An 18,425-nucleotide genomic window follows, 5' to 3' on the forward strand; every position below is an offset into this window, starting at 1 on the left:
GACCGGCACGCCAAATCACCGTTCCAAGCGGTCAAGAAAACCCGAAACAAACAATAAAAAATATTCCAATAAAATCAATAACTTAAAGTCATTGGTGCCCGCCGCCGGCACCAGACCCTTATTTATATCAATAAGTTACAAGCACTTGGCGCAAATTTGGCGCACGGATTTTTGCAGTTTCACAATCATTGTAAGTGGCAAATTAGCTGCACCATGACGCCTCCTTTGCGTCACTTTGTCCCATAACAGAATTGTCAGAAGACATGAGCCAAGCGTCTGGTACGATGTCGGCATGCGCAAATTCATTGCACATATCGGCAGCGGCCTGAGAGCTATTATGACTGCATGGATCATCCTTGCAGCCTCGCTCGTTATTGCGACAACCACCACTCTTCCTGTTGCAGCTTCTAGCCCTGCGCCGACGCAGGAAGCGCAAGTCAAGACCATGGATGCATCTGACTGCACCCAGCCTTGTGGCGATGACTGCCGCATGGAGGACGGACGCTGCGTCATGGCAGCCCAGTGCCCAGTTGCGGCTCAAGTCGCCAGCGCGCTGCCAACAGCGCCCGACCTGTATTTTCCGGCGACAGATGCCGCTTATTCCCGACTTCCGATTGAAGTGCCCCCTGGCCTTGCTACTTCTGGCTTAAAACGACCTCCGAGGACTGTCTGACATCACGCTGAAGCTTTGTGCGGCACCGTGTACGCCCCAAGGCTTCGTCCTGTTTGTCTGACGATCCCGGAGTCATTCCATGACCATTCTGAAAAAGCGGCCTATCAGAGCCGCCCTCCTCGGCGTTCTGGTGCTTGGTGGCATCGCTTTGGCCATTTCATTCAGCGACCTTCGTCATGCCTTCCTGCATGAAGACATGACCGCCGACATGGCCACGAGCGACGCCCCTGCCGCCAAGGGTGAACGCCGCATCCTTTATTACCGCAACCCGATGGGGATGCCCGATATCTCCTCCGTGCCGAAGCAGGATTCGATGGGGATGGACTATATCCCCGTCTATGCCGATGAAGCCTCGGCTGAAGGCACCGTGAAAGTGCCGGTCGAGAAAGTGCAGCGCGCCGGCGTTCGTACCGCGCCTGTCCGTTCGACTATCCTTAGCCGCACGATACGCGGCTCAGGCACGCTCACCATGAACGAATCCCGCGTGTCGGTGGCGACCGCCAAATTCGACGGCTTCGTGAGCAAGCTGAAGGTGCGCACAACGGGCGAGCGCGTTACGGCTGGCGAACCGCTGATGACCGTCTGGATCGAGAGCCCCGATGTACTCCGCAAGATGGCGGATCTGGCGTCCCTCAAAACCGGCAACCGTACCGCCAAGCTCGCCGCCGATAACCTGCGCCAGTTCGATATCCCGGAAGCCGATATCGCGGCGATTGCCAAAAACGGCGGCAGCAGCCGGATCGTCACCCTGAATGCGCCTTCAACTGGCACCGTGATGCAGAAACCGGCGATGGATGGGATGCGTTTCGCCGCCGGTGCCCCGCTTTTCCAGATTTCCGACCTTTCCGAGCTTTGGGCCGAGATCGAAGTACCGGAACAGGACCTTGGCCTCATCCGCAAGGGCCAGTCGGTGACCTTGCGGCTGCCGTCGCGACCCGGTGAAGTGTTCGAGGGCAAGGTCAGCTTCATTTATCCCGATATCAATATGGCGTCGCGCTCGGGTCGGGTACGGGTCGTGGTGGCGAATGCGGATGGAGCCCTGCAAACCGGACTTTTTGTCCATGCCGGGATCGCAGCGCATCTGGATGCTGATCCCGTGCTCGCAGTGCCCACCGCTGCCGTAATTGACGACGGTAAGCGACAGGTCGTGTTCGTCGCACGCGGTGACGGGATTTTCGAACCCCGCGATGTAGCGCTCGGCGGACGGGCGGGTGACCTGATTGAAATCCGCGACGGGGTTGATGAAGGCGAAGAGGTTGTCACCCACGGCACCTTCCTGATCGACGCCGAAAGCAAGCTGCAGTCGGCGCTGGCTGCCTTCTCCGCGAAGGGAGAAGATCAATGATCGCGCAGCTCATTGCCTGGTCGGCCCGCAACGTCGTCCTCGTCCTTATTGCTTCTTTTATGGCGCTGCTGGTGGGCGTTTACGCTGTCACCCGCCTGCCGCTGGATGCAATCCCGGACCTGTCGGACACGCAGGTCATTGTCGTCACAGATTATCCGGGGCAGGCGCCGCAGGTGATTGAGGATCAGGTTACCTTCCCCCTCAGTTCCGCCATGCTCAATGTGCCGAAGGCGCGGGTTGTGCGCGGCTTCTCCTTCTTCAGCGTGTCATTCGTCTATGTGATCTTCGAGGACGGGGTGGACCTTTACTGGGCCCGCAGCCGCGTTCTTGAGTATCTGAACGGTGTATCGGGCAGCCTGCCAGATGGCATCACGCCGCGCATCGGGCCGGATGCCACCGGAGTTGGCTGGGTCTATCAGTATGCGCTGAAGGCAGATGTCCTGAACCTTGCAGAAACCCGCTCCCTGCAGGACTGGCAGGTGCGGTACGGCCTCGCCCGTGCTGACGGCGTGGCAGAGGTCGCCAGCGTCGGCGGCTTCGTCCGGCAATATGCCATCGTCGCCGACCCCGAACGCCTGAAGCAATATGGCATCACGCTCCAGATGGTGAGCGACGCTGTGAAGGCCAGCAACCGCGACGTCGGCGGCCGCACGCTGGAGCTTTCGGAAACAGAATTCATGATCCGGGGGCGTGGCTATCTTGCCGGCCTTGAGGATATGGAAGCCATCGTGCTGAAAGCCGATGACGGGACGCCGATCACGGTGGGCGATGTGGCGCGGGTGGAACTGGTGCCGGCCGAACGGCGCGGCATCGCCGAACTGAACGGTGAAGGCGAGGTCGCAAGCGGCATCGTGTTGCAGCGGCAAGGCGCCAATGCACTGGATGTGATCGACAGCACCAAGGCCGAACTCGCGAACGTGGCGAAAAGCCTGCCTGAAGGGGTCGAAATCGTCAGCGTCTACGATCGCTCCGGCCTTATCGAACGGGCGATCCGGACGCTTGTGAATACGCTGACGGAAGAAAGCATCGTCGTAGCCCTCGTCTGTTTCATTTTCCTGTGGCATGCCCGCAGTGCGCTTGTCGCCATCATCACCCTGCCGGTGGGCATCCTGATGGCGCTCGCCGCCATGTATTTTCTCGGAATCCCGTCGAACATCATGAGCCTTGGCGGGATCGCCATCGCCATCGGCGCGATGGTTGATGCCGCCATCGTCATGATCGAGAATGCCCACAAAAGGCTGGAGCATGCCCCCGAGGGCACACCACGTGTCGAAACGCTCGTGAAGGCAGCGCAGGAAGTGGGCCCGGCCCTTTTCTTCAGCCTCCTGATCATCACCGTTTCGTTCCTGCCGATCTTCACTTTCGAGGCGCAGGAGGGTCGTCTGTTCCAGCCGCTGGCCGCCACCAAGACCTTTGCGATGGCGGCGGCAGCCATCCTGTCGGTGACGCTCGTCCCGGCGCTGATGGTGCTGTTCATCCGGGGCAGAATAGCGCCTGAGGGCGAAAATTTCCTCAACCGGGCCATGATTGCTTTGTACCGCCCCGTCATCCGGCTGGTGCTGAAGGCAAGATTCCTCACTATTCTGGCGGCCGTCGGCATATTGGGGGTGACCGTAATTCCGGCCGGACGGATCGGTTCCGAATTCATGCCGAACCTGAATGAGGGCACGCTCCTTTTCATGCCGACCACCCTGCCCGGTATCTCGGTAACGAAGGCTGCAGAACTGATGCAGACGCAAAACCGGATCATCAAGACCTTCCCGGAGGTGGAATCGGTGTGGGGCAAGGCGGGGCGCGCTGAAACGGCAACCGATCCCGCACCCATGGAAATGTTCGAAACGGTGATCAACCTGAAGCCCCAGTCCGAATGGCGCGAGGGGCTTACGGTTGATGGCCTGATCGCCGAGATGGACAGCTCCTTGCAGTTCCCCGGCGTGTCAAATGCCTGGACGATGCCGATCAAGGCGCGGATCGACATGCTATCGACCGGTATCCGCACACCTGTGGGCGTCAAGGTCTTCGGGCCGGATCTTGCCACGCTCGAACATCTGGCAACCGAGATCGAAGGCGCGCTCCGTGAAGTTCCCGGCACGACCTCGGCTTATGCCGAACGAGTAAACGGCGGCTATTTCATCGATATCAGGCCGGACCGCCGGAAAATGGCGCGCTATGGCCTCAGCATGGATATGGTGCAAGGCACGATCGCGATGGCCATCGGCGCCGAGGCGCTGACCACCACGGTCGAGGGTCGCGAACGCTATGACGTGGTGCTGCGTTACCCGCAGGCGCTGCGCGGTGACCCGGATGCCATCGCACACAATGTGCTCGTCAGCCTGCCGAACGGTGCGGCTATTCCGCTCGGCGAAATCGCGACCGTTGAACGCTCGCGCGGACCCACCATGGTCCGCACGGAGGACGGCCAGCCGGTTGTTTACATTTATGCCGACCTGCGTGGACGTGACCTTGGCGGCTATGTGGCGGAAGCCCGCGAGACAGTTGCCTCACTGGTCGATATGCCAGCCGGCTATCATGTTGTGTGGAGTGGCCAGTTCGAATATCTGGACCGGGCCGAGGCACGACTTGCCTGGGTGATCCCGGTCACGCTCCTCATCATCTTTGTCCTTCTCTATCTCAACTTCAAACAGCTGACCGATGCCCTCATCGTGATGCTGTCCCTGCCCTTCGCGCTCGCCGGGGGGCTGTGGATGATGGACATGATGAGCTTCAACATGAGCGTGGCGGCCGCTGTGGGTTTCATCGCGCTGGCCGGGGTTGCGGCAGAAACCGGAGTGGTGATGCTGCTTTATCTCGATCAGGCTTTGGCCGAGGCCAAGGAGATGGCCTTGAGGGCCGGTCGGACACTCACCCGTACCGAACTTGATCATGCCATTATGGAAGGTGCCGCAGGCCGCGTGCGACCGAAGATGATGACGGTTGCCACCATCATGGCGGGCCTTTTGCCAATCCTCTGGTCCACCGGCACAGGGGCCGAGGTGATGCAGCGGATTGCGGTGCCGATGATCGGCGGGATGGTGTCCTCCACCCTCCTCACGCTCATCGTTATCCCCGCCATTTATGCGGCGGTGCATGGGCGCCGGCTTGGGGCCTGAAAAATTAGCGCGCGGATGGTATGTTATGTCCGATCCGCGCGCTTCCATCAGCCATCAATGATCTGACGGAGTCAAGTATGACCAAGCAGCAGGAACTTGGCGCTCACCACAGCCATCGTAGCCATGAAAGCGATCATGGGGCGCATGCCCATCATGGCCACGGAAACCTCGATGCACCGCCCGCAAAGGAGGTGCCAGAGGGGACGATCTGGACCTGCCCGATGCATCCGGAAATCCGTCAGGATCATCCCGGCGCATGCCCCATCTGCGGCATGGCGCTGGAACCATATCTGAGTACCGGAGAAGCGGGGAAGAGCGATGAACTCAACGATATGACCCGGCGCTTCTGGGTCGGACTTGTCCTTGCCCTGCCTGTATTCATCCTTGAGATGGGTGGCCATCTGATCCCTGCACTACATGACCTTGTACCACCCCATATCTCTGTCTGGATCCAGTTCGCCCTTGCGACACCGGTTGTTCTTTGGGCAGGCAAGCCGTTTTTCGAGCGGGGATGGGCTTCCATCCGATCACGCAACCTCAACATGTTCACTCTGATCGCCATGGGAACCGGCATTGCATGGAGCTACAGCCTCGTCGCCACTCTAGCACCTTCAGTCTTTCCCGCAGCCTTCCGGGGACCGGACGGCACAGTTGCCGTCTATTTCGAGGCAGCCGCTGTGATCACCGTCCTTGTCCTGCTCGGCCAGATGCTGGAACTGAAGGCACGGGAAAATACCTCAGGGGCAATCCGCTCCCTCCTTGACCTCGCTCCCAAGACCGCGCGTCTGCTGCACAAAGACGGATCTGATGAAGATATTCCGGTTGACGAAATCGAAGTAGGCGACCGGCTGCGCATTCGCCCTGGCGAGAAAATCCCGCTCGATGCTGTGATTGAAGATGGGCAATCCTCTGTGGACGAATCCATGGTTACGGGCGAGTCGATGCCGGTCTCCAAGAAGGCTGGCGACAAGGTCATCGGCGGCACCATGAACCAGACCGGTGCCCTTGTCGTGAAAGCCGAAAAAATCGGACACGACACCATGCTCGCCCGCATCGTGCATATGGTGGCCGAAGCGCAACGCTCGCGCGCGCCCATTCAGCGTCTTGCGGATCAGGTGGCAGGCTGGTTTGTGCCAGCTGTGCTTCTTGTCGCCCTCCTGGCTTTCGCCGGCTGGAGCCTGTGGGGACCGGAGCCCCGCATGGCCCACGGTCTGATCGCCGCCGTTGCCGTGCTCATCATAGCCTGCCCTTGCGCGCTTGGCCTCGCCACCCCGATGTCGATCATGGTCGGCGTCGGACGCGGCGCGGAGCTTGGCGTGTTGATCAAGAATGCTGAAGCGCTGGAAAGGCTCGAAAAGGTTGATGTCATCGTCGTTGACAAGACCGGCACGCTTACCGAGGGCAAACCCAAGGTCACCCGCATTGTCATAGCCCCTGACTGGGAGGAAGACGACCTCCTCCGTCTGGCTGCCGGAATTGAACGAGCGTCCGAACATTCCCTTGCCGCCGCCATCGTTGCCGCTGCCGAGGCTCGTGGAATTGACCTGCCAGATGTCAGCGACTTCGATGCCCCAACCGGCAAAGGAGCTACCGGCAACGTTGAAGGACGGCACGTTTGCCTTGGCAATAGCCGCTTCCTTGATGAGCAGGGTGTCAGCACAGAAGCACTTGACAGTGACGCAGACAAGCTGCGCCGCGATGGGGCAACCGTCATCTTTGTCAGCGTGGACAGCGAACTCGCCGGCATCATCGCCGTCGCGGACCCCATCAAGGAAACCACACCAGAGGCCGTCAGCGCTCTTCAGAATGAGGGCATCACCGTCGTCATGTTGACCGGTGACAATCGAACAACGGCCGAAGCAGTCGCACGGAAGCTTGGCATCCATGAGATTGAGGCAGAAGTCTTGCCCGAGCAAAAGGGCAATGTGATCGAACGTTTCAAAAAGAACGGCCGGGTCGTTGCGATGGCGGGTGACGGCGTGAATGACGCACCTGCCCTCGCAGCTGCCGATGTCGGCATCGCGATGGGCTCAGGCACCGATGTCGCGATCGAGAGTGCGGGCGTCACGCTCCTGAAAGGCGACCTCATGGGGATCGTGAAGGCCCGACGATTGAGCCATGCCACGATGTCAAACATTCGCCAGAATCTCTTCTTCGCCTTCATCTATAACGCAGCAGGCGTGCCGGTAGCGGCGGGGGTTCTCTATCCCCTATTTGGCACCCTCCTGTCCCCCATGATCGCGGCAGCCGCCATGGCGCTTTCATCCCTCAGCGTCGTGGCGAACGCGCTGCGCCTGCGCAAAACTAGCATCGGATGAAGCCAAACTGATCCGACTGACAGATTCAACAATGTTACCTGACTGGCTGGCCGCACCTGAACTGACACACGGAAAAACACATAAATAACTCAACAAAATCAGTAACTTATAGTCATTGGTGCTCGCTGCCGGCACCAGAGGCTGTTTTAAATCAATCAGTTACAAGCCATTGGCGCAATTTTGGCGCACAATTTTATGTCTCTGAGCACGGATCAAAGAATCATCAAATTTCGTATTCCCATCTACGGTTAACACTGATTCACAACGATTCATTCGGCCCTTCGGGCTGACACGCCCACCATGTGATCCGGGGTGCAGACGCGCCCTGAGATATTTCAACCTTCCTGAACGGAGCGTGTCATGACCTTTTTCACGAAACTGACCCGATTTGCGACTGTGCTTGCCGCCACCCTTGCGCTATCGACCGGCGCCATGGCCCAGGCCAAGCCGGTGCCGGCCAAAAGCATGCTGGCCCCCGATAACCACACACTGATTCTGATCGACCACCAGCCGCAGATGGCCTTTGCCACCAAATCGATCGAGATTGTGGAACTGCGGAACAATGTCACCGGCCTTGCCAAGGCTGCCAAAGCTTTCAATGTGCCGACGATCCTGACCACGGTTGCCGAGAAAAGCTTCTCCGGCCCCATGTTCCCCGAGCTCAAGGCCGTCTTCCCGGACCAGAAGCCCATCGATCGCACCACAATGAACACGTGGGAAGACAAGCGCATCACCGATGAAGTCAACAAGATCGGCAAGAAAAAGATCGTGATTGCCGCCCTCTGGACCGAGGTCTGCGGTGTAGGCCCCGTGCTGTCGGCCATCGAACAGGGCTATGAAGTCTATTTCGTTACCGATGCGTCAGGCGGTGTCAGCCTCGACGCCCACAATATGGCGGTCCAGCGGATGGTACAGGCGGGCGCCCACCCCATCACCTGGCTTCAATATATGCTTGAACTGCAACGCGACTGGGCGCGCGGCGAGACCTACAATGTCGTGACCGGCATCGCCAAGGAACATGGCGGCGGCTACGGCCTCGGCATCATCTATGCCAAGGAAATGTTCGGCGCCCAGGAAGGCCACTAAGTCAAATCGCGGGGTGCTGCGTTCTGCGGCACCCCGCTCCTTTTTGATCTCGCCGGAGCAACCGCAATGACCACCGAAAATTCCAATAGAGAACCTTCCACCAGCGCTTCCCGCCGTGCTGTCCTTGCCGGCGGCATCGGCCTTGCCGCCGCCCTGCCCGTCCTCGCTGCAACGGGCGAAGCGGAAGCTGCCTCGAAAGCGAAGCCGGGCAAACCGAATGGCAGCTATCTGACCGTCAAAGATGGCACACAGATCTATTTCAAGGACTGGGGATTGGGCCAGCCGGTCGTCTTCAGCCACGGCTGGCCGCTCACTGGCGATGCATGGGACGCCCAGATGCAGTTCATGGGCATGAACGGCTACCGGACGATCGCGCACGACCGGCGCGGCCATGGCCGGTCCAGCCAGACATGGGACGGCAATCACATGGACCAGTATGCCGATGACCTGGCCGAGCTTTTCGAAGCACTGGACCTGAAGAACGCCATCATGATCGGCCATTCCACCGGCGGCGGCGAAGTCGTGCGCTACCTTGGCCGTCACGGCAGCAAACGGGTGGCGAAGGCAATCCTTGTGGGCGCGGTGCCCCCAATCATGGCGAAGACCGATGCCTATCCGGGCGGCCTGCCTATCGACGTGTTCGACGGTATCCGGGCAGGTGTGCTGGCTGACCGCTCGCAATTCTTCAAGGACCTTACCACCCCCTTCTTCGGGGCCAACCGTGATGGCGCCAAAGTGAGTCAGGGCATGCGCGACAGTTTCTGGATGCAGGGCATGATGGGCGGGCTGAAGAGCGAATATGATTGCATCAAGGCTTTCTCGGAAACGGACTTCACGGAAGACCTGAAAAAGATCGCTATTCCGACCCTGATCATCCATGGCGACGATGACCAGATCGTACCAATCGGCAATTCCGGTCATCTTATGGCCGAACTGATCCCGGGTGCGAAGCTCAAGGTTTACAAAGGCGGCGGACACGGCCTCGCGCAGACCGCGCAGGCCGACCTCAACGCCGACATTCTTGCCTTTGCCAAGGGCTGAGGTGAAGGCCTCCCCTCAGCCTGCACCGGTGCCCTTCCCCTTCCCCCCTTCGCGGAAGGGCACCCCCATTTTCCAAGGAGCAGCACGATGACCAGAAGCTATCAACCCACCCGGCGCGCCTTCATCGGCAGCTCGTTCGCCGCGCTTGCTGCGTCCAGTCTTACCCCGCTATGGGCGGCGGCTGGCGGTGCGGACATGATCGTGATCAATGCCAACATCTATACAGGTGACCGCTTCCAGCCCTTTGTGGAAGCGATGGCGATCGCCGGCGGTCGCATCGTTGTAACGGGTAGCATCGCCCGCATTTCGGAGCTGAGAGCAAAGAGTACGCAAGTGATCGATGCTGGCGGCCGCACCATCATTCCCGGGCTCAACGACAGCCATCTGCATGCCGTGCGTGGCGGGCGCTTCTATGCAACGGAGCTCCGCTGGGACGGCCTTACAAGCCTTGCGCGCGGGCTGGATATGATTGCCGCACAGGTAAAGCGCATCCCAAAAGGCCAGTGGGTCCGGATTGTCGGTGGCTGGAGCCCTTTCCAGTTTACTGAGAAGCGCATGCCGACGGTTGAGGAACTTGACCGCGCGGCCCCAGACACACCGGTTTTCGTGATGCTGCTCTATAGCCAGGGCCTGATCAACAGGGCTGGCATCAAGGCACTTGGCATAACCAAGGATACCGTGCCTCCGAAGGGCACCCGCTATGAAATCGGCCCGGATGGGGAGCCGACCGGGCGCCTCCTCTGCGAGCCTTATCCAAACATCCTGTACCAGACCATCGGGCAACTGCCGCCGTTATCGGCTGCCGATCAGGTAACATCGACCATGCACTGGTACCGGGAGCTCAATCGTTTCGGGCTTACAAGCGCCATAGACGCGGGCGGTGGCGGACACACCTTCCCGCAGGATTATGGCGGCACCCAAGGCTTGGCCGCGGATGGACCGATGCCGCTCCGCATCTCCTACTTCCTGTTCCCGCAGCGCTCTGGGCATGAACTTGAGGATTTCACCAAATGGGGTGCCGACCATGAAGTCGGCAGCAACAGCGCAAAAACGGTGAATGGCTTCGTGCTCGAAGGCGGCGGGGAACTTCTCGCCTTCAAGTCAAGCGACTATGAAAACTTCCTCTCCGACCGGCCGGACTTTACGCAGACAGAGGGCTGGGACAAGGACCTCTATGCCGTCGCCCAGTATCTTGCTGCCAATCGCTGGCCGTTCCGCATTCATGCGACCTACAATGAATCGATCAAGGCGATGCTCGGTGTGTTCGAACGCCTGCACCGGGATGAAATTCTGGCTGGTCGTGCGGGCCTTACCGGCCTGCGCTGGGCATTCGATCATGCCGAAACGATTGAGGCCGACACGATCCGGCGTGTGAAGCGCCTGGACGGTGCCATCGCCCTTCAGGGCCGCATGGCATATGGCGGCGAGTTCTTCATGGAACGATATGGCCGCGACGCCACCTTCAAAAGCCCGCCGCTTGGCTGGATGCTCAAGGAAGGCCTGCCGGTCGGGCTTGGTACCGATGGCACCCGTGTGGCGAGCTACCATCCCTGGAGCACACTTTACTGGGCGGTCACCGGCCGCACCGTCGGCGGCACCGAAGTCCTTGGCCCAGAACATCGGCTGAGCCGCGCACAGGCCATCAACCTCTATAGCCGCGGCAGTGCCTATTTCTCGGGCGAGGAACAGCTGAAGGGCCGCATCGTGCCCGGCCAATATGCCGATTTTGCTATCCTCAGCGAGGACTTCTTCAGCGTCCCGGTCGACCGTATCCGTGCCATTGAATCCGTTCTCACAGTCACCGACGGGCGTGTGGTTCATGGCGCAGGTCCGTTTGAAGACCTGTCACCGACCCTGCCCCCACTAAGCCCGGATTGGTCGCCGGTTCGCGAGTATGGCGGCTTCCAGAATGATCTGGCCTGATCGCCTTTCTTGCCTCGCCGCCCTATTATTTGCCAGCGGGGCGGCGCACGGGTCAGATACCGAATTCTTCGGGCATTTGCGGGAACGGGCCACGCTGATTGACAACAGTCTGTGGGGGACCGACAGCAAAGGCGAAGACTGGTTCCTTACCCATCGCTATCACGTCGGTGCCAGTGTTGCCGGCCAGAACGTCACCGCCCTCGTCGAAGTGACGGGCGCCTTTCAGCATGGTGCGAAAGGTGGCGATAGCCCGGTGGAAGAAAATCGGCTGGATATCAACCGCGCATGGATCGAAATCCCGTTCGCGGATAAAGCCTTAAGATTGCGCATCGGGCGTGACGAATGGAAGCTCGGCTCCCAGCGGCTTGTTGGTTGGCGCGATGGCACCAATGTGCACCGGCGGTTCAACGGCACGCGGCTGACAGCCACTGGTAACAGCTATGACATCCAGCTTCTCGCCGGTTTCGAAGCAGAAAACGATCCCGGCATCCTCGATGATAGCCTGATCAATAACCGCGCTCTGTGGGGCATATACAGCACCTTTGATGCACCGCTCGGACTATCTGGCAAGGTCGATCTCTACTATTTGGGCTTCGATAGTGACAGAGGCATCAACCAGACACTGGCAGGACAGGAGCGCCGTCACAGCTTCGGCATCAGGCTTGCCGGAGAAGACGACGACTGGGACTGGGATCTGGAAGGCGTGTGGCAGACAGGCCATTTTCAGCCCGATGGTCCGCGCCAGAAAATCCAAGCATGGACCCTTGCCGGCATTGCGGGCTACACCTTCGCGGACCTGCCTCTTTCACCACGCCTCGCGCTCAGCGCCAATGTGGCAAGTGGTGATCGCAATCCAACTGACCGCACATTTGGCGCCTTCAATGCGCTGTTCCCGCGCGGTAGCTACTTTTCCGACCTTGCCCATCTCGGCCCCAGAAACTTCTACAATTTCAACCCATACCTGACCCTAAACCTGACCGAGGAACTGAAGGTGACGGCGGACATGAATATGTTCTGGCGGTATGCACGGGCAGACGGCGTTTATAGCCCGTCAGGAAGCCTCGTGTTTGAAGGCGACACGAACGCCCCACGCCATGTTGATACGTCGACGAGCTTCAATCTTGAATATCAGCCCCGAAACGGCCTGTTCCTTGGTGCCATCTATACCCGTGCCGCACCAAAAGCCTTCGTAAAAGCCCAAAACACGGATGCGAGAACAACCCATTTTGTGGAACTTACCCTCCGATTTGATTTCTGACCCCCTATTATGGTGTGTCTTTCTGACCCGTTCGGGGCTTGCCGGAATTGGGCCGCGGATGTTTCATTTCAGCATCGCCAAACAAGCGAGAAAGGACGTGCCAGGTGTCCTGCGGGGAAGCAATGCTGTCAGATTCAACAACAGGCGGTCGAATCTCCTTCGGTCCATTTTCATTGTGGCCAACCGATCGCACGCTCAAACGTGGCGACGAACCCATCCGGCTGGGCGAAAGGGCTTTTGACGTGCTGCTTGCGTTGATCGGGCAACCCGGCGTCATCATGTCCAAAGCGATGCTGACATCAAAGGTCTGGCGACGTGAATGGCTGGACGATTCCAACCTTCGGGTTGCGGTTGCAGCCATCCGGAAAGCCCTCGAAGACAGGGATTGTACCTACATCCTCAATGTACCGGGTCAGGGTTATTGTTTTTCAGGGACGGTAAGCCTCACCAGATGGTCTCCGGGACAGACAACAGGCAAGATGACGCAGGCACCGTGGCTGAATGACTGGTCACAGCTGCCCGTCAAGGTTCTGGGGCGCAGCGCCATTACAAACGCAATATTCGATCTTCTGGAAACTGCCCGGCTCGTGACACTTGTGGGAACCGCAGGGGTCGGTAAATCCACAGTCGCCCTGACTGTTGCCAAGGCCATTCGCAGCAGTGAAAAAGTCCGGCTCGTTGACCTGTCTGAAATGCAGGATACCAGCGAGGTTGCCGAACGATTGGCAAAAGCACTCGGCGCACCGCGGGAAACAAATGACTTCACCGGCTGGCTGCATAACTTTCGCGGCACCGAAAACATCTTTGTCGTTCTCGACAACTATGATCACGCCGCCTACGGCGCCGCTCTTTACGCCGAACAGCTGCTACGCAACCAGCCAGGCATCCGAATTCTTGCAACAGGCCGAGAGCCGCTCAAAACCCGGACAGAGACTGTCTATCGTCTCAATGGCCTTGCGTGGCTGTCACATTCGGCAACCCCGCCTGCGGTTGAGCTGTTTATGGACAGGGTCAGGGCGATGTGCCCGGAGGCGCTCTCTCACGGCCAACTTGTCGCCCGTGCCCACGACATATGCCGGCGGCTTGACGGCAATCCTTTGGCCATAGAATTGGCCGCCAACCGCATCGCATCTCTCGGGATCGATGGGCTCTCCAACCACCTCCACAACCAGTTCGATATTCTGACACAGGGCTACCGGACCGCACCCGCGCGGCACCAGTCGCTGGAAGCGGCTTACCAATGGGGACATTGTATTCTCTCGCATGAGGAAAGATGCTTTTTCATCCATTTGGCCCATCTTCCGCTGCAATTCACATTGGCAATGGCGGCAAGCCTGACCGACCACAACTTGCAGGCGGCATCGCTGTTACTGGCACGGATGATCGACAAATCACTCCTCACAGCCTGCAATAAAGATGGTGAATGTCATTATTCGCTGCCCGAAACAGTCCGTGCCTTTTGCTGGCGGCAACTGCGTCATGCCGAGCCTTCCACGCACCTCCCAGTGACGGATCGAATGGTTCTTCGGGAGCAATCATCAATCGCAAAGCCGGCAACATGGCAGGATGTGCCATATGAAATTGTCGCCGCAGAATAGCAAGGCAGGTCGTAAACTGGACGACCAGCCTTTATGAGTTCTATGTTGGCATGAACCACTTGCAGCGCCTGTGCGCGTCCACATCGAAACCAGAGTTAAGCGGCATGCAAAACCGCGCGTCAGACACGCACCCAGCCACCGACCAACCGCCCACCATCACAGTGCTGATCGTGGACGATCACGTTTTACTGCGTGAAGGGGTCCGGGCCGTGATTTCTGCCCATGAAGATGTCGAGGTTATCAGCGAGGCCGGATCAGGGGGCGAAGCAATTGTCGCCTATACCGAAGTAAAGCCTGACATAGTGCTGATGGACCTGCAACTGCCCGACATGACCGGCGTGGAAGCAATCAGTCAGATCAGACTGAAAGACCCGGACGCCAAGATCATCGTCCTGACAACCTATACCGGTGACGGGCGTGCCATAAAGGCATTGCGCGCCGGGGCGTCCGGCTATCTGCTGAAAGCAAGCCTGCGCAATGAGCTCTTGAACGCAATCCGTTCGGTCTTTCATGGCGGCAAACACCTGGATGCAGCGATCGCCAGTGACATCGCCCTTCATGTGCTCGATGAACCCTTGTCAGACCGGGAAGTCGAAGTCCTTTCTCTGGCGGCATGGGGCAATTCCAACAAGCAGATCGCCCGCAAACTGGACATCGCCGAGGAAACGGTGAAGGGATACATGAAGATCATCTTCTCGAAGCTTGGCGCCACCGACAGAACGCACGCAGTTACCATTGCCGCCAAACGCGGCCTGATCGAACTATAGAATCAGGCGGGCAACTGGATGGGAAACGTGCCGAGACAAATCACCGCAATCCTCTTGCTCCTGACCGGTTGGCTCACCTTCACCAGCGGCAGCTCGGCGCTACCCGCGACAACAGCGATCAACCAGCTACATCATAAAAGCTGGATGATCGCCGACGGCGCCCCGGCCGATGTATGGGCCCTGGCGCAAGGGCCGGATGGCTATATGTGGCTAGGCACCGGCGCCGGGCTTTTCAGGTTCGATGGCACCGAGTTCGAGCGGATCGTTCCAGCCAACAATGTCCAGTTCCTGTCTATCGACATCACAGCAGTGTTTGCTGCACCCGACGGCGATATCTGGATCGGCTATTCGGGCGGCGGGCTCTCACGCCTCCACAACGGAGAACTCACAAACTACGAAGTCGACAATCGCAAGACCCACTGGATGGTTCTTCGTTTTGCGCGCAGCCGTGACGGCACAATGTGGGCCGCGACCGAGCGCGGACTGATGCGGTTCGATGGAACCGAGTGGCATATCATTGGCGAAGACTGGCACTTCCCGGCCGAAAGCGCAAATTGGGTGGAAGCAGCTTCAGACGGGTCGCTTTGGGTCGGTGACGGTGAAACCATCCACGTACTGGAACCAGGCGCTCGGGTGTTTCAACCAACTGGCTTGCGCACAGGACGCGCTGCTTTCGCCGAAGGCCGGGGAGGCCGGGTGTGGGTGCTCGATTCCTATCACGGCCTGACCTCGATTTCGCTGGCAACCCGCACGGTTGAAAGACCCATGGCGGACGCTCCGGCGCCACCGCAATTTTCCCCCAACTATATTGCTGTCGATGAAGATGACACGGTCTGGGGCACAGACCTCACCCGTGGCGGCCTTTTCAGAATATCTGACCCGGCAAGTGTCGCCGGCGGAGGCGCAGGCCTTTTTCTCAGCGCTGTAGAAAACTTCCAGCTTGAAGACGGACTTACCTCAAACATTGCTGTTCCAATTCTGGTCGATCAATCCGACCAGCTGTGGGTCGGCACGAACATGGGTATTGACCGCCTGAGCCGGCAGTTCTTTGTCACCGAGTCCAGCGTTCCACCGACCTCCCGTTATGGCTTCAGGGCTGTTTTTTCGAAAGACCGAGAGTTCATCCTCGATTCCACTTCGATCTACCGGTTGCGGGACAATCGCCAGATTGAAGCCATAGCCGATATGCCAGGCCAGCTTTCCTGCGCCATGATCGACAGTAAAAGCAATTTGTGGATCGGTGTCCGCCAAGGCCTCTGGCAACTTACGGCGGATGACAGAATTGTTGCCGTCCCCTTGCCCCAAGGACTTTCCAATACGCGGGTCAATGCGCTGGCCGAGGAACGGGACGGCAGCCTGCTCGCCATAATCTACCGTGAAGGCGTTTTCCGCTACTCGAGGGATGACTGGAGCCGTGTCCTGCTCCCGGAAGAGACGCGAGAAGCGGTGCCGGGTGGCCTGTTCGTCACCCCAGATGGGTCAGTATGGATGAGCCTGCGGGACGGTCGACTCCTGCTCATCGACAGTCATGACCAGCAGTTGTTCGACCGCAGTAGCGGCCTTGATATCGGAGCTGTTTATGGCATCCATCAGGTCGGCGGGCATCTTCTGGCCGTCGGTGAGTTCGGTGTTGCAAGACTGGAAGGTCGTCAGTTCAACACCCTTCCTCCCCAAAAAATTCCACCGGCCAGAGGTATTACCGGGCTGGCCGTATCGCCCGATGGCCAGGTCTGGCTGAGCACCATTTCCGGTGTCGTGCGCGTGTCTGCAAGCGAACTGATCGCGGCTTTCGAGAAGCCAGATTTCCGCCCTGCATCAGAGCTCTTCACCGTTCACGACGGATTGCCCGGCGTCGCCCAGCAGTCCTATTCCGACACGGCCTCGATTTCTCAGGACGGCCGCATCTGGTTCACAACAAATCATGGCCTCGCCTGGCATGACCTGAGCTTTGAAATCGTTGCGGCAGCACCCGTTCCCGTCCGCCTGAAGTCCGTCATCGCAAACGGTGTGCCCTTCGCGCCGACCGAGAGCATGCTTCTTCCTGATGACACCACCCAGCTTTCCGTCTCGTATCAGTCCCTGAACCTTTCGTCACCAGAGCGTACGCAATTCCGGTACCGGCTTGGTGACGACAACCAGCCATGGGTTGATGTCGACACCGCAAGACTGATCGAATTTTCAAACCTCGGACCGGGCCAGTACTCGGTAAGCATCGAAGCGACGAGCGAAGCCGGCATCTGGCTCGGGCCCACAGAGCGTTTGACCTTTGTCATTCCGCCAACCTTCTTCCAGTCAAAATGGTTTTTCCTGACGGTGTTTCTAGCCGGACTCGGCCTTGCCTTCTCGGCCTATCTCATGCACCTGCGACTGGTTGCTGACCGGATCAAGACCCGTATGGAAGGCCGGCTGGCCGAACGGGAACGCATCGCTCGCGAGCTGCATGATACATTGCTGCAGGGCTTTCAGGGACTTCTGTTGCGTTTTCAATCCGTTGGCGATCGACTGCCGGAAGGCAGCGAAGGCCGGAGATCACTGGAAGCCGCGTTGGAGCGCGCTGATGACGTACTCCAGGATGGTCGTGACAGGGTCAGTTTCCTGCGCGGGGAGGAAGGCCCGGTTGATCTCGCGAATACCCTTTCTGACCTTGCAGCGGATATCCTGGGCAACCGGCTTGCGTGGTCGATCAACGTAACCGGAAACTCGTCACTCATCGGCTCACAAATTGCTGACGATATCGCCCAGATCGCCAGCGAGGCGATGTGGAACATAATCCGGCATGCTCAGGCCGGGAACGTGCAGATCAGTGTCAACTTCCAGCGATCCAATGTCACTATTTCAATAGCAGACGATGGGATCGGCATCCCCCCCGAGACAAGAAAAAACTGGCGACGCAAAGGCCATTACGGCCTTGTCGGCATGCGCGAACGAGCGATGAAACTTGGCGCGAAGATCCAGATTTTGGACACCAAGCCCAAAGGTACTGAAATCCGGCTTTCGATGCCTTTGTAGATTTGACTTGGGCTTGAAGCTGCTGAAGCATGTCCAAGCCGTGACCACCATCGCGACAGACAAACCATAGTAACGCAGAATAATTCAATAAAATCAATAACTTAAAGTAATTGGTGCTCGCTGCCGGCACCAGACTCTTATTTATATCAATCAGTTACATGCACTTGGCGCAAATTTGGCGCACGGATTTTTCCGCAACCTCCCCCTTTTCCGCCCAATGCCGTCTTTAATTCTGCTTGGATTCGGCGCCAATTATTAGAGGAATTTGTACAAAGAAGGCTCCACAAGACGAGGCAA

10 protein-coding genes are annotated in these 18,425 nt (G+C 58.7%); all 10 read left to right on the forward strand.

Annotated features, from left to right (window positions below; genetic code table 11):
* Positions 1–752 precede the first annotated feature (752 nt).
* The 10 genes from PH603_RS12755 (at position 753) to PH603_RS12800 (ending at position 18,128) form a co-directional block, all read left to right on the forward strand.
* Complete coding sequence (locus PH603_RS12755) at positions 753–2,018, forward strand: efflux RND transporter periplasmic adaptor subunit (protein ID WP_289502922.1); 1,266 nt, start codon at positions 753–755, stop codon at positions 2,016–2,018.
* The gene (locus PH603_RS12760; protein ID WP_289502923.1) at positions 2,015–5,128 is read left to right on the forward strand and encodes an efflux RND transporter permease subunit; all 3,114 of its coding nucleotides are present in this window, start codon (positions 2,015–2,017) and stop codon (positions 5,126–5,128) included. Before PH603_RS12755 ends, PH603_RS12760 begins: the two co-directional genes overlap by 4 nt.
* A gap of 77 nt (positions 5,129–5,205) precedes the next feature.
* The gene (locus tag PH603_RS12765) at positions 5,206–7,446 is read left to right on the forward strand and encodes a copper-transporting P-type ATPase (RefSeq protein WP_434783310.1); all 2,241 of its coding nucleotides are present in this window, start codon (positions 5,206–5,208) and stop codon (positions 7,444–7,446) included.
* 432 nt (positions 7,447–7,878) lie between these two features.
* Positions 7,879–8,532: a hydrolase gene (locus tag PH603_RS12770; RefSeq protein WP_353507414.1), complete on the forward strand. Its 654-nt coding sequence runs from the start codon at positions 7,879–7,881 to the stop codon at positions 8,530–8,532.
* Positions 8,533–8,598: 66 nt separating this feature from the next.
* Positions 8,599–9,573 (forward strand): alpha/beta fold hydrolase, encoded by a 975-nt coding sequence (locus PH603_RS12775; RefSeq protein WP_289502925.1) that lies wholly within the window; start codon positions 8,599–8,601, stop codon positions 9,571–9,573.
* An 87-nt stretch (positions 9,574–9,660) separates the two neighbouring features.
* Positions 9,661–11,496 (forward strand): amidohydrolase, encoded by a 1,836-nt coding sequence (locus PH603_RS12780; protein ID WP_289502926.1) that lies wholly within the window; start codon positions 9,661–9,663, stop codon positions 11,494–11,496.
* Positions 11,483–12,754, forward strand: a complete 1,272-nt coding sequence (locus PH603_RS12785; protein WP_289502927.1) for an alginate export family protein — start codon at positions 11,483–11,485, stop codon at positions 12,752–12,754. The genes PH603_RS12780 and PH603_RS12785 overlap by 14 nt, the downstream gene beginning before the upstream one ends.
* A 122-nt stretch (positions 12,755–12,876) precedes the next feature.
* Positions 12,877–14,352, forward strand: a complete 1,476-nt coding sequence (locus tag PH603_RS12790) for an ATP-binding protein (protein WP_289502928.1) — start codon at positions 12,877–12,879, stop codon at positions 14,350–14,352.
* A 104-nt stretch (positions 14,353–14,456) separates the two neighbouring features.
* Positions 14,457–15,119, forward strand: coding sequence for a response regulator (locus tag PH603_RS12795; protein ID WP_353507415.1), 663 nt, complete (start codon positions 14,457–14,459; stop codon positions 15,117–15,119).
* A gap of 18 nt (positions 15,120–15,137) precedes the next feature.
* A complete protein-coding gene (locus PH603_RS12800; RefSeq protein ID WP_289502930.1) occupies positions 15,138–18,128 on the forward strand; it encodes a sensor histidine kinase in 2,991 nt (996 codons plus the stop codon).
* The last annotated feature ends 297 nt before the right edge of the window (positions 18,129–18,425 follow it).

It is taken from the genome of Gimibacter soli (assembly GCF_028463845.1).
Lineage (GTDB): Bacteria > Pseudomonadota > Alphaproteobacteria > Sphingomonadales > Kordiimonadaceae > Gimibacter > Gimibacter soli.

Coding starts and splice junctions, on each gene's coding strand:
- PH603_RS12755 (WP_289502922.1), top strand. CDS start 753: ATGACCATTCTGAAAAAGCGGCCTATCAGAGCCGCCCTCCTCGGCGTT.
- PH603_RS12760 (WP_289502923.1), top strand. CDS start 2,015: ATGATCGCGCAGCTCATTGCCTGGTCGGCCCGCAACGTCGTCCTCGTC.
- PH603_RS12765 (WP_434783310.1), top strand. CDS start 5,206: ATGACCAAGCAGCAGGAACTTGGCGCTCACCACAGCCATCGTAGCCAT.
- PH603_RS12770 (WP_353507414.1), top strand. CDS start 7,879: ATGGCCCAGGCCAAGCCGGTGCCGGCCAAAAGCATGCTGGCCCCCGAT.
- PH603_RS12775 (WP_289502925.1), top strand. CDS start 8,599: ATGACCACCGAAAATTCCAATAGAGAACCTTCCACCAGCGCTTCCCGC.
- PH603_RS12780 (WP_289502926.1), top strand. CDS start 9,661: ATGACCAGAAGCTATCAACCCACCCGGCGCGCCTTCATCGGCAGCTCG.
- PH603_RS12785 (WP_289502927.1), top strand. CDS start 11,483: ATGATCTGGCCTGATCGCCTTTCTTGCCTCGCCGCCCTATTATTTGCC.
- PH603_RS12790 (WP_289502928.1), top strand. CDS start 12,877: ATGCTGTCAGATTCAACAACAGGCGGTCGAATCTCCTTCGGTCCATTT.
- PH603_RS12795 (WP_353507415.1), top strand. CDS start 14,457: ATGCAAAACCGCGCGTCAGACACGCACCCAGCCACCGACCAACCGCCC.
- PH603_RS12800 (WP_289502930.1), top strand. CDS start 15,138: ATGGGAAACGTGCCGAGACAAATCACCGCAATCCTCTTGCTCCTGACC.